11 protein-coding genes are annotated in these 16,285 nt (G+C 68.1%); 6 read left to right on the top strand and 5 right to left on the bottom strand.

Annotated elements, in window-relative coordinates; genetic code table 11:
• Positions 1-39: 39 nt before the first annotated feature.
• From addB to trxA, 3 genes are all read left to right on the top strand, one after another.
• The gene (gene addB / locus FFS08_RS03755; RefSeq protein WP_137863269.1) at positions 40-2,970 is read left to right on the top strand and encodes a double-strand break repair protein AddB; all 2,931 of its coding nucleotides are present in this window, start codon (positions 40-42) and stop codon (positions 2,968-2,970) included.
• Between the two features lie 161 nt (positions 2,971-3,131).
• Entirely contained in the window at positions 3,132-6,554 is a 3,423-nt protein-coding gene (addA, locus tag FFS08_RS03750; RefSeq protein WP_137863268.1) for a double-strand break repair helicase AddA, read from the top strand.
• A 54-nt stretch (positions 6,555-6,608) separates the two neighbouring features.
• Positions 6,609-6,953, top strand: a complete 345-nt coding sequence (gene trxA / locus FFS08_RS03745; RefSeq protein WP_137863267.1) for a thioredoxin — start codon at positions 6,609-6,611, stop codon at positions 6,951-6,953.
• Between the two features lie 66 nt (positions 6,954-7,019).
• Here trxA and argJ read toward each other — a convergent pair whose 3' ends face one another.
• Positions 7,020-8,246 (bottom strand): bifunctional glutamate N-acetyltransferase/amino-acid acetyltransferase ArgJ, encoded by a 1,227-nt coding sequence (gene argJ, locus FFS08_RS03740; RefSeq protein WP_137863266.1) that lies wholly within the window; start codon positions 8,244-8,246, stop codon positions 7,020-7,022.
• A 56-nt stretch (positions 8,247-8,302) separates the two neighbouring features.
• Between argJ and FFS08_RS03735 the strand changes: the two genes are divergently transcribed.
• The 3 genes from FFS08_RS03735 (at position 8,303) to secA (ending at position 12,590) form a co-directional block, all read left to right on the top strand.
• Entirely contained in the window at positions 8,303-9,112 is an 810-nt protein-coding gene (locus FFS08_RS03735) for an energy transducer TonB (protein WP_137863265.1), read from the top strand.
• Between the two features lie 361 nt (positions 9,113-9,473).
• Positions 9,474-9,734: a hypothetical protein gene (locus tag FFS08_RS03730; protein WP_137863264.1), complete on the top strand. Its 261-nt coding sequence runs from the start codon at positions 9,474-9,476 to the stop codon at positions 9,732-9,734.
• A gap of 114 nt (positions 9,735-9,848) precedes the next feature.
• Positions 9,849-12,590 carry a preprotein translocase subunit SecA gene (secA, locus tag FFS08_RS03725; RefSeq protein ID WP_137863263.1) on the top strand — a complete coding sequence of 914 codons (2,742 nt, stop codon included), beginning with the start codon at positions 9,849-9,851 and terminating at the stop codon, positions 12,588-12,590.
• Between the two features lie 167 nt (positions 12,591-12,757).
• Here secA and FFS08_RS03720 read toward each other — a convergent pair whose 3' ends face one another.
• From FFS08_RS03720 to FFS08_RS03705, 4 genes are all read right to left on the bottom strand, one after another.
• Positions 12,758-13,354 carry a CC0125/CC1285 family lipoprotein gene (locus FFS08_RS03720; protein WP_137863262.1) on the bottom strand — a complete coding sequence of 199 codons (597 nt, stop codon included), beginning with the start codon at positions 13,352-13,354 and terminating at the stop codon, positions 12,758-12,760.
• A gap of 123 nt (positions 13,355-13,477) precedes the next feature.
• Positions 13,478-13,990 carry a phosphoribosyltransferase gene (locus FFS08_RS03715; RefSeq protein WP_249341123.1) on the bottom strand — a complete coding sequence of 171 codons (513 nt, stop codon included), beginning with the start codon at positions 13,988-13,990 and terminating at the stop codon, positions 13,478-13,480.
• The gene (locus FFS08_RS03710) at positions 13,987-15,003 is read right to left on the bottom strand and encodes an adenosine deaminase (protein WP_137863261.1); all 1,017 of its coding nucleotides are present in this window, start codon (positions 15,001-15,003) and stop codon (positions 13,987-13,989) included. Before FFS08_RS03710 ends, FFS08_RS03715 begins: the two co-directional genes overlap by 4 nt.
• Before the next feature lie 64 nt (positions 15,004-15,067).
• Complete coding sequence (locus tag FFS08_RS03705; protein WP_171012457.1) at positions 15,068-16,153, bottom strand: AraC family transcriptional regulator; 1,086 nt, start codon at positions 16,151-16,153, stop codon at positions 15,068-15,070.
• Between the last annotated feature and the right edge of the window lie 132 nt (positions 16,154-16,285).

Raw genomic sequence — 16,285 nt, 5'->3', positions numbered from 1 at the left:
TGACGATGAAAGGGGGATGCTCTAGGCTTTCCCAAGCCCATGCCCGATCGCCTCCACCTCTATACCATCCCCCCGCACCGCGCCTTCGCGGATGCGCTGGCGAACGGGCTGATCAAGCGCTTCGGCGGCGATCCGATGGGCCTTGCCCGCGGCCTTGTCCTGCTTCCCAACAACCGCGCCAAGCGCGCGATCCAGGACGCCTTTGTCCGCGCCAGCGGCGGCGGCCTCCTCCTGCCGCGCCTCGTCGCGGTCGGCGATCCCGAGCTTGACGAGGCCGTGTTCGACGCCGCCGGCGATCCCGATCCCGTGCCGCCCGCGGTCGAGCCGCTCCAGCGCCAGCTCATCCTCGCCCGCCTGATCCAGCAGGCCGAGCCGCGCCACGACGCCGCGGAGGCGGTGCGCCTCGCCGGCGACCTCGCCGCCACGCTCGACCAGCTGCTGATCGAGGAAGTGCCACCCCGCCGCCTCAAGGAGCTGGACCTCGCGCCCGAACTCTCCGCGCATTGGGAACGCTCGCTCCATTTGTTCGAAATCGTGCTCGAACGCTGGCCGCGCGAGCTGGCCCGGCTCGGCCGCATCGATCTTGCCGATCGCCGCCGGCTTCTCATCGACAGGCTGGCCGCGCGCTGGAAGCAATCGCCCCCCGGCGGCTTCGTCTGCGCCGCCGGCATCACTGCCGGCGCGCCCACCATCGCCCGGCTCCAGCGCGTCGTCGCCGGGCTTCCCAAGGGCATGGTCGTCCTGCCCGATCTCGCCATCTCGATCGGCGACGCCGAATGGGACATGCTCGGGCCGCATGCTCCCGATCCGGCGGGCCGCCGCAGGCGCAATCTCGAGACCCATCCCCAATTCCACTTGAAGCTCCTGCTCGAGCGGATGGGCGTCCATCGCAGCGAGTTCGATCCCTGGCGCGCGGCCAGCGAGCATGACGCCGCGCCCTCGCGCAGCAAGGCGATCGCCTCGGCGATGCAGCCGCCCGAGCTGACCCATGGCTGGACCACGCTTCCCGATCGCGAGCGCAAGCTGGACGGTGTCCGCGCGCTCGAAGTCGCCACGCCGGCCGAGGAGGCCCAGGCGATCGCCCTGGCGCTGCGCCAGGCGCTCGAAACCCCCGGCCGCACCGCCGCGCTGGTCACGCCCGATCGCGCGCTTGCCCGCCGCGTTGCCGCGCATTGCGCGCGCTGGGGCATCGCGATCGACGATTCCGCCGGCCAGCCGCTCTCGATCCTGCCGCCCGGCACCTTGCTGCTCGCGCTCGCCGATGCCGCGGCCCAGCGCTTCGCCCCGTTGCCGCTGCTTTCGCTGCTCAAGCATCCGCTGGTGATGCCCGAGGCGCGCGCCGAGTGGCTCGACGGCGCACGCCTGCTCGATCGCGTGCTGCGCGGCCCGCGCCCGGCGCCCGATCTCGCCGGCATCGATCGTCATCTGGCGGAGCAGGAGGGCAGGGACGCCCCGCTGCGCCAGGCCGCCCGGCGCTGGTGGCCCGTGGCGCGCGTGCTGCTGGCGCCGCTCGAAGCCGCCTTCGCGAACGGCCCCCAGCCGATCCCGGTCCTGCTCGCCGCGCTGCGCGAAGCGGCCCAGGCCCTCGGTGGCGACGGCCTGTGGAGCCGTGCCGAGGGGCGTGCCGCCGCCACGCTGCTCGACGATCTGGAGCGCGAGGCGGTCGACGGCCCCGGCAGCGCCGCGCCCGACACGCTCGCACCGATGCTGCGCACGCTGATGGACCAGATCGCCGTGCGCCCGCCCCAGGGCGGCCATCCGCGCCTCGCCATCCTCGGCCAGCTCGAAGCGCGATTGCAGACCGCCGACCTGATGATCCTGTCGGGGCTCAACGAAGGCGTTTGGCCGGCGCTGCCCGCGCCCGATCCCTGGCTCGCCCCGCGCATCCGCGCCGAGCTGGGCCTGCCGGGGCTGGAGCGCCGCATCGGCCTGGCGGCGCATGACCTGGCGGGTGCCCTGGGCGCGCCCGAAGTGCTGCTCACCCGCGCGCGGCGCGACGCCACCGCGCCCACCATCGCATCGCGCTTCTGGCTCCGCCTCGAAGCGCTGTCGGGCGGGCTCGATCGCGCGCACGATCTTGCCGCCTGGCTCCACGCAGTCGACGATCCGGGCGGCCATGACCCCGCCGAGCGGCCCGAGCCGTCGCCGCCGGTCGAGGATCGTCCCAAGGCGATCTCGGTCACCGAAGTCGATCGGCTGAAGGCGGATCCCTATGCCTTCTATGCCCGCCGCATGCTCGGGCTCATGCCCCTGGATCCGGTCGATGCCGATCCCAGCGCGGCGTGGCGGGGCACCGCGGTGCACGACGTTCTTCAGAAATGGTTCGAACTCGACGCATGCGATCCGGCGAAGCTGCGCGCCCGTGCCGAGGCGATGCTGGTGGACGAGCGCACCCATCCGATGATGCGCGCGCTGTGGCAGCCGCGACTGATGGAGGCGATCGACTGGATCGCCCGCCAGATCGCGGAGAATCCCCAGCGCAAGGTCCTCGCGGTCGAGCTGGACGGCGAGATCGCGTTCGAAGGGGTGAAGCTGCGCGGCAAGTTCGACCGGATCGATCGCCTCGCCGATGACGGCCTGGCGATCGTCGACTACAAGACCGGCCAGCCGCCCAGCACGCGTGCGGTGCGGGCCGGGTTCAGCCTCCAGCTCGGGCTGCTCGGCCTGATCGCCGAGCGGGGCGGGTTCAGGGATGTCGAGGGGACGGCGCGCGCCTTCGAATATTGGTCGCTCGCGCGTTCGCCGCGCACGGGCGGCTTCGGCTATGTCGACAGCCCCGTCGATCCGAAGAAGAAGGAGCCGATCCCGGCCGAGGAGTTCGTCGACATCGCCGCGCATCATTTCGCCGAAGCCGTGCGCGCCTGGCTGACCGGCGACCAGCCCTTCACCGCCAAGCTGGTGCCGGAATATGCCCCCTATGCCGAATATGACCAGCTGATGCGGCGCGACGAATGGTATGGCCGTGAGTGAGGCCCGCATGCGTCCCGATCCTTCCCGTCATCCCCGCGCAGGCGGGGATCCAGGGTCACTCGGCCCTGCGGGTCCTGCCTCGCTCTGGGTCCCCGCCTGCGCGGGGATGACGGGGGTGGAGGCGCGGATCACGGATATCGAACGGATCGCGGATATCGAAAATGTCTGAAGTCCGCCCCCTCCACAGGCTCAAGGGCAATCAGAAGACGGCGAGCGACCCCGGGCGCCATATCTGGCTCTCCGCCTCGGCTGGCACCGGCAAGACGCAGGTGCTCGCTGCGCGCGTCTGGCGGCTGTTGCTGAACGGCACCGATCCGGGCGCGATCCTGTGCCTCACCTTCACCAAGGCCGGCGCCGCCGAGATGTCCGAGCGGATCACCAGCCGGCTCGCCCGCTGGGTCCGCGCGTCCGATACCGAACTGGCCGCCGATCTCGAGGCGCTGGGCGAGAACATTTCGCCCGCCGGCCGCGAAAGGGCCCGCCAGCTCTTCGCCAAGGTGCTCGACGCGCCCGGGGGCGGCATCCGCATCCAGACGATCCACAGCTTCTGCCAGTCGCTGCTCGCCGCCTTCCCGATGGAGGCGGGGCTGGTCCCCGGCTTTCGCCCGCTCGATCAGCGCGAGGAAGCGGTGCTGGCGCGCGAGGCGCTCGCCGAGATGCTCGTCGATGCCGAGCGCGAACATCGGGGTTGGGTGGTGGATGCAGTCGGCGCGCTGTCGCTGCGCCTGGGCGAGGGCAAGGCCGAGGATTTCCTCAAGGCCTGTGCCCGCGAGGGGGAGGCGCTTGCCGAACTGCCCCTGCTGATCCAGCCTTGGCTGCGCGAGGCGCTGGGGCTGCCCCCGGGCGATGTCGATGCCGAGATCGCCCGGCGGTGCGGAGACGACGCCTTCGATCTCGGAAGCTTGCGCGCGCTGACGGTGATGAACGCTGACTGGGGCACGGCCCGCGGCCTGGAGCGGGCGGACATCGCCGCGGCCTGGCTGTCCAAGTCCCCGGAGGCACGCGCCGCCAGCCTTGCCGATCTCCATTCGATCTGGGCCACTACCAAGGGCGAGCCGCGCTCGTTCGGCAAGGGGCAGGCGCCGCAGGATCCGGCCTATGCCGACCATGCGATGCGGCTCCATGCCGCCTGCGCCGAACTGCTCGGGATGAAGAGCCAGGCCGCCTATGCGGACCTGCTCGCCTCGGGGCTTGAAGCGGGCCGAATCTATGCCGAGACCTATGCGCGGGCCAAGCGGCGCCTGGGCGCAGTCGATTTCAACGACCTGATCCACCGCACCGTCGCGCTGCTCGGCGAGCCCGGCATGGGCGAATGGGTGCGCTTCAAGCTCGACCAGGCGACCGAGCATGTCCTGATCGATGAGGCACAGGACACCAATCCCCAGCAATGGGCGATCGTCGCGGCGATCGCGGACGAGTTCTTCGTCGGCGAGGGCGCGCGTGCGGAGACTGTCCGCACGCTGTTCACCGTCGGCGACTACAAGCAGGCGATCTTCGGTTTCCAGGGCACCGACCCGATCTTCTTCCGCGCGGCCTTCGAGCGGTTTCTCGCCCGGTCGCGCATCCATCCCGATCCGGACTTCGATGTGGAGCCGCGCGAAGTGGAGGAGCTGTCGCTCACCCACAGCTTCAGGTCGACGCGTCCGGTGCTGGAATTCGTCGATGCCGCGCTCGGTGCGCTGCCGGCGCCGGGCATGGGCGAGCTTTCCGATGTCGAGCCGCATGCCAGCGAAGTGCCGGGCCCCGGCACCGTGACCCTGTGGCCGCCGGTTACCGAAGGCGGCGGCGAGGCGGACGAGGAGGAGTGGGTGAGCGATGCCACCCGCAAGCTCGCCGGCGACATCGCCCGCGCGATCAAGGGCTGGATCGGCAATCTCGACCTGGAGAGCAAGGGGCGCAAGCTGGCGCCCGAGGATGTGATGATCCTGGTCAAGCGCCGCGGCGAGCTCGCTTCGCTGATCGTCGCGCGCCTCTATGCCGAGGGGGTGCCGGTGGCGGGCGTCGACCGGCTGCGGCTGAACGCGCCGCTGGCGGTGCAGGACCTGCTCGCCGCGATCCGCTTCGCGCTCCAGCCCGAGGACGATCTTTCGCTGGCGTCGCTGCTGGTCTCGCCGCTGATCGGCTGGAGCCAGGACGAGTTGATGGCCGCTGCGGTGCGCGGGAAGGGCGGGCTGTGGCGCCACCTTCGGAATACGCAGGCGGAGGCGCGGCTGGCCCCGCTCTATGCGCTGCTCGCGCGCGCGGACATCGCCACGCCCTATCGTTTCCTCGAGGAAATCCTCTCCGGGCCGCTGGACGGGCGCCGCAAGCTGCTGCGCCGGCTGGGTGAGGAGGCGCGCGATCCGATCGAGGAGCTGCTGAACGCGACGCTCAATTTCGAGAAGTTGGCGACACCCTCGCTGCAGCGATTCCTCGACTGGTTCGATCGCGGCGATGTGGAGATCGTGCGCGATGCGGCCCAGCCGCAAGGCGCGGTGCGGGTGATGACTGCGCACGGCGCCAAGGGGTTGCAGGCGCCGCTGGTCATCCTCGCCGATGCCACGGTCGATCCCACGCGGTCCCCGCGCGACTTTCTGGGTTGGGAACCGTCTGCAGCGTCTGGAAAGCTGCCGATCTTCCGGCCCCGCGCCGCTGAGCGGGGGGCCTTGGCCCATGTCATCGAATATGTCGATATGCGTGAACTTAGCGAGCATTGGCGGCTGTTCTACGTCGCCGCCACCCGGGCCGAGGAGCGGCTGGTCATAGCCGGCGCGCTGGGCCCCCAGGCCAAGGGCGTCCCCCCGCAGAAGAGCTGGTACGCCGCCAGCACCGCCGCCCTTGACGCCCTCGGCGTGGCCGAGGGGGAGGTGCGCGAATTCAAGGGCTTGCGGCCGCAGGCGCCAGTTGCCGCCAGGCCGCGCCCTGCACAGGGACCGGCCGACGTGGCCGCGCTCCCCGCCTGGGCTCGCCGCCCGGCGCCCGAAGAAGCGCGCCCGCCGCGCCCCCTTGCACCCTCCTCGCTGGGCGACGACGCCGTTGCCGATCCGCCGCCCACGCCCGCGCTGCGCGCCGCCGCCGAGCGCGGCCGGCTGCTCCATGCTTTGTTCGAGCGATTACCGTCGGTTACGCCGGGCGAGCGGGCTGCCGCCGCCGAGCGCTGGCTGGCCGGGGCGGGCGGCGTCTCGGATCCCGGGCAGCGCGCCGAACTCGTCGCGGCCGCCCTCGCGGTTACCGAGGACCCGCGCTTTGCCGAGCTGTTCGGCCCCGGGGCCCTGGGCGAGGCGCCGGTCGCGGCGGTGCTGGGGGACGGGCTGGTCGTCTCGGGCACGGTTGACCGGCTGGTGGTGGGGCCCGACCATGTCCGCGTGATCGACTTCAAGACCGGCCGCCGCGCGCCTGCCACCCTGGCGGAGATCCCGCCCTATCACCTCCGGCAAATGGCCGCCTATGTCGCTGCACTTGGGGTGATATTTCCGGGGCGCACGGTCGAGGCGGCGCTCCTCTACGCAGCGGGGCCGGTGCTCCACGCCTTGCCCGCCGACTTGCTCTCGGCGCACAAGCCGGGCTTCACGGATATGGAGCAAAGCTTGGGCTTGCGCGCTTGACCCTGCGGGGAGCGATCATAGATTAGCGGCCGACATCGTATCAGGAGTTTGATCATGGCCACCAAGGCGACCACCGACGCCAGCTTTTCCGCAGACGTTCTCGAGGCAGGCAAGCCCGTGCTCGTCGATTTCTGGGCGGAATGGTGCGGGCCGTGCAAGATCATCGCTCCCGCGCTCGAGGAACTGGCCGACGAACTGGCCGACAAGGTCGAGATCATCAAGATCGACATCGACGAGAATCCCGACGCGCCGACCAAGTACGGCGTGCGCGGCATTCCCACGATGATCCTGTTCAAGGACGGCCAGCCGGCCGCGACTCAGGTCGGCGCGATGCCGAAGAGCGCGATCAAGCAGTGGGTCGAGCGCTCGCTGGTCGCGGGCACGTCGAACGTCGCCTGAGTTCCGGGGAGGCGGGCGGGGCGCCCGCCGCCTTCGCTCTTGCGTTCAGCTGCGCCGCGCGTGCGTTCAGCTGCGATAGTCCGCGTTGATCGAGATATAGCCGTGGGTCAGGTCGCAGGTCCACACGGTGGCGCGGCCCTCGCCCAGCCCCAGCTCGACGCCGATCTCGATCTCGCGGCCCTTGAGGTGCGCGGCGACGGGCGCTTCGTCATAGCCCTCCACCGCCAGTCCGTCGCGCGCCACCTGGGTGGCGCCGAAGCGGATGGCGAGCCGGTCTCGCTCGGCCGGTTCGCCGGCCTTGCCCACGGCCATCACCACCCGGCCCCAATTGGCGTCCTCGCCGGCGACGGCGGTCTTCACCAGCGGCGAATTGGCGATCGACATGGCGATCCGGTGCGCGCTGGCATCGCTCTCCGCCCCCTCGACGGTGATCTCGATCAGCTTCTGCGCGCCTTCGCCGTCCCGCACGACGAGCTGGGCAAGCTGGTGGCACAAGTCGCGAAGCGCGGCGCGGAAGGCGTCGGCGCCCGCATCCTCGTCGCTTGCCAGCATGGCGTTGCCCGCGCTGCCGGTGGCGAAGGCGAGCACGGTGTCGCTGGTCGAGGTGTCGCCGTCCACTGTGATGCACGAGAAGCTCTTGCGGTTGGCGTCGCTCAGCGCGGCCTGGAGGAAGGCCGGATCGACGGCGGCGTCGGTGAAGACGAAGCCGAGCATCGTCGCCATGTCCGGCGCGATCATGCCCGATCCCTTGATGATGCCCGCCAGCTGGACGGTCTTGCCGCCCACCACGGCGCGCGCCACCGCGCCCTTGGCGAAAGTGTCGGTGGTCATGATCGTCGCGGCGGCGTCTTCCCAGCCGCATGGCGGGGCAGTGAAAGCGCTGTCGAGGCCGGCTTCGGCCTTGTCGATCGGCAGCGGCACGCCGATCACGCCGGTGGAGGCGATGAACACGTCGGAGGGCCGGCAGCCGAGATGCGCGGCGGTGCGGGCGGCGATGGCTTCCACCGCGGCGCGGCCGCGATTGCCGGTGAAGGCGTTGGAATTCCCCGCATTCACCACCAGCGCGCGCGCCTCGCCCAGCGGCAGCGCCTTGCGGCACCATTCCACTTCGGGCGAGGGGCACTTGCTGCTGGTCAGCACGCCCGCCACCGTGGTGCCCGGCGCCAGCTCGATGAAGGTCAGGTCGCAGCGGTCCCAGCTCTTGTATCGCGCCCGGGCGACGCGCGTGGTGACGCCGGGAATGGCCGGCAGCGCGGGGAAGGGAAGTGCGAGCGGGGAGCGTTCGATGGACATGTGCGGACCTGTTGCTAAGCTGGCGCCCGCTTCGGGCAAGGCGGGGGAAAGATCAAATGCTTTTGGTGACTGTGGCGGTGCTGGCGATGCAGGCGGCACCGGCTGGGCAGGATGGGCCCGGCCTCAAGCCGCTCAACCTTCAGGAATGGATCACCGAAGACGATTATCCGGCCAGCGCGCTGCGGAACGATGAAGAGGGGGAGGTGAAGTTCAAGCTGACCGTCGCTGGTGACGGAAACGTCGAGCGTTGCGAGATCACGGCTTCCTCGGGTTTCGCGGATCTCGATGCGGCGACCTGTGCATTGATCGCGCGGCGTGCGCGGTTCAGTGCTCCTCGACCGGGCATGCCCTATCACAGCAGTGTCATCTGGCAGATCCCGCCCACGCCGCCCCGGCCAATCGTCTCCGCGCACGTGGCGGGGGTGATCCGCTTGTCGGCAGACGACAAGGTCCTGGGATGCGAGGAAAGGTCGGAGGGCCGAGCGGCCAGCGGAGTCTATGCGGTCTGCGAGGATCTCGGCACCGAGCTTCCGGCCGGCATGCTCGAAGCGGTGGGCGGAGGGGGCGTGCCGCGCGCGATTACCGTCGAATATGTCCAGCGCTTCGGTGACGATGCGGAGCCCGCCCGATTCTATGCCGAGCCCAAACAGACACTGCTCGGCCGAAGGCTGGTGCAGTTCGACATCACCGAAAGTGGCAAGGTGGAGAATTGCCGCGATACGCCGACCGGGCAGGAGGGAATATTCACGCCGATGCCTAGTCCCTGCACTGGGGGATTGGGACCATTTGTTCCGCCGCTCGATGCCACGGGCCAGCCGAAGGCGACGACCGGCATGGTGGAAATGGCCATTTCCCGCGCGCCCTGACGCATATGAACGGTGCCGGCGATTTCGGTGCGCTGGACGAGACGGTCGGCGCCTTGATGCGGGTGCGTGCCCGGTTCAATCCGGCCCCTTCACCTGGATCTCGCCGCGGAGCGAGGCGCGGTTGGGCTCTTTCCATCGCTGCCATACAGGGGCGCGCTAACCCGCCCAGACCGGTGGCAAGCAGAGCGTCGAGACGACGGTGTCCATGTATCTGATGCGAGAACCGCGGGCCGGTGCGAATCCGCCGAAGGACCTAGCGTATGAGACTGGCGACGATTTACGATTGGCGAAGCCGAATCGAGTCACTATGTCCCGATCACCAGCATGGATGACTGTCCGTGCCGTTTTAGAGACTTGCCGTTTGGAACTGCTGCTTCTCCTGACTGCTTTCCTCGCGAGCCTGACCGGTGCCGGTCAGGCCGATCGCGGCGGGATGCGGCAGGTGCAGGGCGTGGCGGTGATCCAGGCGGCCCAGGCTGCCCAGGCGGCCGTTCTTCCCGCCCGCCATGCGGCGCCTGCCGTCGCGGTGCCGCTCCTCCGGCCGGAACGGGCGGCTCCGCTGGGTTCCGCGCAACTTGCGCTCGGGCAGTTGCACCTGCCCTTCGAGCGCCGGCTCGAATGAGCTTCCTCGCGGTCCGCTGAACCCGGCGGCCGTCTTTTCGGTTTTCACGTTCAAACGGGCGCCGGCCGCAGCGGCGCGCCCGTCCGACCACCCTAGACATAGACTGGAAAATCCATGCTCGGCGGTTTTGCCAAGACCCTCTTCGGTTCCTCGAACGATCGCTATGTGAAGTCGCTCGGCAGCATCGTGAACAAGATCAACGGCTTCGAGCCGGTGATTTCGGCGATGAGCGACGAGGAACTTTCGAGCCAGACGGTGAAGTTCCGCGAGCGGCTCGCGAACGGCGAGAAGCTCGACAGCCTGCTCCCCGAAGCCTTCGCCACGGTGCGCGAGGCGGCCAAGCGCGTGCTGGGCCAGCGCCATTACGACGTGCAGATGGTCGGCGGCATCGTGCTCCACCGCGGCGAGATCGCCGAAATGCGCACCGGCGAAGGCAAGACGCTGGTCGCGACGCTGGCGACCTATCTCAACGCGCTGCCCGGTGACGGCGTCCATGTCGTCACCGTCAACGACTATCTCGCGAAGCGCGACGCGGAATGGATGGGCCAAGTCTACAAGTTCCTCGGCCTCACCGTCGGCGTTATCATCCCCAATCTTTCCGATCATGAACGCCGCGAGGCCTATGGATCGGACATCACCTATGGCACGAACAACGAGTTCGGCTTCGATTATCTGCGCGATAACATGAAGTATGAACGCGCCTCGATGACGCAGCGTCCGTTCAACTTCGCGATCGTCGACGAAGTCGATTCGATTCTGATCGACGAGGCGCGCACGCCGCTGATCATCTCGGGTCCCACCGACGACAAGTCCGAGCTCTACATGGGCGTCGACGTGGTGGTGAAGCAACTCTTGCCCGCGGACTATGAGAAGGACGAGAAACAGCGCACCATCGTGCTGACCGAGGACGGTACCGAGAAGGTGGAGCGCATGCTCGAGGCCGCCGGGCTGCTCCAGGGCGCCAATCTCTACGATTTCGAGAATACCCAGGTCGTTCACCACCTGAACCAGGCGCTGCGCGCGAACGTGATGTTCAAGCGCGACATCGACTATATCGTAAAGGACGACAAGGTCGTCATCATCGACGAGTTCACCGGGCGCATGATGGACGGCCGGCGCTGGTCGGACGGCCTGCATCAGGCAGTGGAAGCCAAGGAAGGCGTCCAGATCGAGCCGGAGAACCAGACGCTCGCTTCGATCACCTTCCAGAATTATTTCCGCATGTACCCCAAGCTCTCGGGCATGACCGGCACCGCGGCAACCGAAGCGCCGGAATTCTTCGACATCTACAAGATGAACGTCGTCACCATCCCGACCAACCTGCCGGTGCAGCGCGTCGACGAGGAGGACGAGTTCTACAAGACGCTCGACGAAAAGTTCCGGGCGATCGCGAAGAAGATCAAGGAGCATGCCGCCAAGGGCCAGCCGGTGCTGGTCGGCACCGTCTCGATCGAGAAGTCGGAAATGCTTTCCGAGTTCCTCACCGGCGAAGGCGTCGATCACGCCGTGCTCAACGCCCGCCAGCACGAGCATGAAGCGCATATCGTGGCGCAGGCGGGCCGCATCGGCGCAGTGACGATCGCCACCAACATGGCCGGCCGCGGCACCGACATCCAGCTGGGCGGCAATCTCGAGTTCCGCGTCCATGACGAGCTCGCCGAGATGGAGGATGGCCCGGCGAAGGACGCTGCGATCGAGCAGATCAAGGCGGAGATCGCCGCCGAGAAGCAGAAAGTGAAGGAGGCCGGCGGCCTGTTCGTGCTCGGGACCGAGCGCCACGAGAGCCGCCGCATCGACAACCAGCTGCGCGGCCGCTCGGGCCGCCAGGGCGATCCGGGCCTCAGCCGCTTCTACCTCAGCCTCGACGACGACCTGCTGCGCATCTTCGGCTCGAACACCCTGTTCGCCAAGATGATGCGCAACAACATCGCCGATGGCGAGGCGATCGGCTCCAAATGGCTGAGCAAGGCGATCGAGACCGCGCAGCGCAAGGTCGAGGCGCGCAACTATGACATCCGCAAGCAGGTCGTCGAATATGACGACGTGATGAACGATCAGCGCAAGGTGATCTACGAGCAGCGCGCCGACATCATGGACGCCGAGACGGTCGGCGATGTCGTGACCGACATGCGCGCCGAGACAGTGAACGCGATCGTCGGCGAATATTGCCCGCACGGTTCCTATCCCGAGCAGTGGAAGGTGGACGATCTCAAGGAGAAGGTGCTCGGCACCCTCAACGTCGACGCGCCGGTCGAGCTGTGGATCAGGGACGAGGCGCAGATCGAGCCGGAGATGGTCGAGGAGCGCATCCGCGAGGCCGCGGACAAGCTCGTCGAGGCCAAGGCCGTCGATCTCGAGCCCGAGACCTGGAGCCAGATCGAGAAGTCGATCCTGCTGCAGAATCTGGATCATCACTGGAAGGAGCATCTCGCGATGCTCGACGCGCTGCGCCAGGTCGTGCACCTTCGCGCCTATGCGCAGAAGACGCCGATCAACGAGTATAAGCACGAGGCGTTCGCGATGTTCGAGCGCATGCTGGGCCAGATCCGCGAGGACGTGACCCGCACGCTCGCCTTTGCCCAGTTCCGCATGGAGCCGGCGCCGGCGCTTCCCGATCTGCCCGATTTCCTGACCACGCACATCGATCCGCTGACCGGCGAGGACAACACCTACGATTATGACGGCGGCGCTGCCGGGCTGGTCACCACCCACCTGCCGCAGATGGGCATTCCGCAGCCCTCGGCCGAGGATCTCGGCACCGATCCGGCGCAATGGGCGGGACTGGTCAGCCGCAACGCGCCGTGCCCGTGCGGCTCGGGTCTGAAGTACAAGCACTGCCACGGCCAGGTGGCCTGAGGCGGTTGCGAGCCGGCGGTGCCGCCGGCTCGCAATTCTCCCCGCCCGCGCGGTCCCCCGACCGCCTGGGATGCCGGTTTCCGGCGTTCCGGAAACGAAAAGGGGGAGGATCCGTAGAGCCTCCCCCCGGCCTCTCCCGCTTGCGGGAGAGACGCTCATTCTCGGTGTCAGTTCGCTTTCGGCATCTGGATCGACGGCCCCAGGCGGGCGACCACCTCATGCGCGTCGAACGCGCGCAGATTGTCGGCGGGCTTGGGGCCCTTGCCCATCACCACTTCCGCCATCGCCTCATATTGGGTGACGGTGCGATAGTCCCAGTCGCGGTCGCGCCAGAAGGGATCGTCGAAGAACGGATCCCAGGTGCGCCAGCCCCAGCGCGGGCCGCGATAGAAGCGCCACGATGGGCTCCAATAGCCCCAGGGTCCGGGGCCCCAGGCACCCGGCTCACGGACGATGTCGGTCTTCTTCTCGGTATCGCGATCAGCCAGGATGAAGTGATCGAAGCCCTGCTGGAGCGTCAGCTCCGCCGCGCGATAGAGCAGATAACGCTCGACCGTCTCGCGCGCGGTGAGGCTGTTGCCGGAAAAGCTGATGCGGAAGCGATTGCTTTCGATCTGCGTGTCCGAATAACCGTTGCGGGTTGCGGTGCCGTTGCCGGTCGCAGGTTGATAGGGGGTCGCGGTCATACAGGCGGACAGCGAGATGCTGCCGGCGAGGATGAGAGCAAGCGCTGCGAACCGAGGGCGCTTGGGAGTTCTCAACATGGTTCCTCCGAAGTTTAAAGTCTGGGCACTGCTATGACGGAACGAACGCGCGCCGGCAGGGATGTGTCCACGGTGGAGCGTGTCATATCCGCGATTGACCGAGGCTGAACAACCCTCATCAAATCACGCCAGCCGCTCGGGAACTTCCATCGCGTCCTCGGCGAGCGTGTCGCGCGGCGCCATGGCCTCCCAGGGGAAGACGAACCAGTCCTTGTCGATCGAGCGATCGATCCGGCGGGAGCGATAGTCGACCTGCTGCGACGAGCGAAGATTGTCGAGCAGCACGGCGAAGCGGATGCGGCTGGCGATCGCGTCTTCGCCGGCAAGCGCGGCGCGGATCTCGCCGATCGTCTTGCCGCTGTCGTTGATGTCCTCGACGAACAGCAGCCGGTCGCCGTCGCGGGTCCGCCGGGCCAGCACCGAGACCAGCTCCTCGCCGAACTGGGCGATCCTGGTCGAATGATCGATCGAGACGAGCGGGAGGCCCATGCGGTGCGACAGGAACACGGCCGGCGCCAGGCCGCCGCGGCCGACGCCGACCAGCAGGGTGGGGTTCCAGGCTTCCGCCGCGGCGGCGATGGCGTGGACGCCTGCCACCATCTCCTCGTGCGTGAAGGGTGTGAAGACGATGCTCAAGCGTGTTTCTCCGCATAGAGGTCGACCCGGGCGAGATGCGCGGCGACTTCGTCGTCGGAAAGAAAGGAACCGAGGAAACTGTTCCGTGCGAGCGTCACCAGGTCGTGGCGGCTGAGATCGCGGCCCCTGGCGATCGCGCGGTAATTGTCGGCGACATAGCCGCCGAAATAGGCGGGATCGTCCGAATTTACCGTGGCGCGCAGGCCCAGCCGCAGCATCCGGTCGATCGGATGCGTGTCGACCGACGCGACGTTGCACAGCTTGACGTTGGAGAGCGGGCAGACGGTGAGCGTCATCGAGGAGCGAGCGAGGCGGGCGACCAGCGCGGGATCCTCGAGGCTGCGATTGCCGTGGTCGAGCCGGTCGACCGCCAGCAGGTCGAGCGCCTCGGCGACATATTCGGGCGGTCCTTCCTCGCCCGCATGGGCCACCCGCTTGAGCCCCATCGCGGCGGCCGCGGCGAAGACTCGCTCGAACTTGGAAGGGGGATGGCCGAGCTCCGACGAATCCAGGCCCACGCCGGCGATCCGGTCGAGCCAGGGCTGCGCCTGGGTCAGTGTCTTGAAGGCATCTTCCTCGTCGAGGTGGCGCAGGAAGCAGAGGATCAGCTTGGAGCTGATGCCGAACCGCGTCTCGGCCGCCTCCATGCCGGCGAGCAGCCCGTTGGCGACCACGCCGAACGGGATTCCACGATGCGTGTGCGTCTGCGGATCGAAGAAGATCTCGGCATGGATCACGCCGTCCTTCGCCACCCGCTCGAAATAGGCGAAGGCGAGGTCGTGGAAATCTTCCTCGGTGCGCAGCACGTTGGCGCCGGCATAATAGATGTCGAGAAAGTCCTGGAGGTTCGAGAACTCATAGGCGGCCCGCACCTCCTCCACCGAAGCGAAGGGGATGGCGACATTGTTGCGGCGGGCAAAGGCGAACATTTGCTCGGGCTCCAGGCTGCCCTCGATATGCAGATGGAGTTCCGCCTTGGGCAGTCCGGTGATGAAAGTGTCGAGGTCGTGCATCGCCGGAACATCGCAGGCGGCGCGGGGAGTCGCAAGGGGAGGGGCATGGCCTTGCCGCCTTGCCTTACAGGGGCGTCGGCGCCTCGATCTCCCTCAGGCCGGCCGGGGCCGGATCCTCGACATCGGCGGGAGGCACGGCGGGCAAGGGATCATCATTCGCCGAACGGCGCCACGCACTGGGCGACATGCCGAATTCCGAGGTGAACCAGCGGGTGAACGCGGCGGGGGAGGCATAGCCCAGCATCTCTCCGATCGTGGCGAGCGGCTGGACGTTGTTGAGCAGGTGCCGGACCACGAGCTCGCGCCGCACCGCGCTCAGCACCGCGCTGAAGCCGGTGCCTTCCGCTTCCAGCCTGCGCTGGAGCGTGCGCTGCGAGACGCCGATGTGGCGCGCGACATTTCCGATGGAGGCGTTGCCCGATGCGAGCAGGATGTAGAGCGCCCGGCGCGTCCGGTCGACTTGGCTGAGCGGCGGGGCCGAGGGGAGCTGCGTCTCGAAATAGCTGTTCGCATAGGCGGCAAGGTTCGAGCGATAGTTCGGGTTGCGGGCCTGCAATGTCTCGCGGCCATAGACGACGCCGTTGACGTCGCTGCCGAAGATCACCGGGCAGCCGAGCACGCGGTGGTGCACTTCGAGCGAGCGCGGTGCCGCATGCATGAAATGCAGGCATTCGGGCTGCCACGCGCCGCCCCCGATCTCGGCGAAGGCGCGGGACAGCATCGCGCCCACCGCTTCATGCGCCTGGCGCGGCACGAAATCGATGTTGCTGACGATCTGGGTGCGGACCAGCGCGCTGTCGCCCTCGATCTCCAGATTGAAGGTGAGCAGCTCGCTCAGCAGGTGCTGGTAGCGAATCAGCGTGCGGATCGCGTCTTCCAGCGTCTCCTGTTGCTGGAGGACCAGGCTCACGGGGCCGAGCGAGGAAAGGTCGCGCCGCTCGGCGATCAGCATCGCGAATTGCGGGCAGTTGGCCTGCATCGCCGAGCGCTCGAGGATCGAGGCGATTGCGCCGCGGGGAAGCCGTTCCTCGGGATTGCGGAGCTGCGACGGGCTGACGCCCGCGTCGGCGAGGATGCGATAAGGATCGAGGCCAACTTCCAGGGCGACCGAGACATAGTTCATCAATATGGCCGCACGCCCCGAAGCCATGGCGGACCCTCCCCATGTCCGGAGTGCATCCGGAACATTCCAATTCTTATGCAGGGTGACGCAAACTGCCAAGTGGTTGGCGTGAAATGCAAAGCAACTTGGCGCAGCGCGTCCTATGGACATGGGGATACC

The sequence above is a fragment of the Sphingomonas sp. 1F27F7B genome, from assembly GCF_005503355.1.
In the GTDB taxonomy this organism is placed as follows: domain Bacteria; phylum Pseudomonadota; class Alphaproteobacteria; order Sphingomonadales; family Sphingomonadaceae; genus Sphingomonas.
This window is presented reverse-complemented; position numbering and strand designations above follow the sequence as displayed.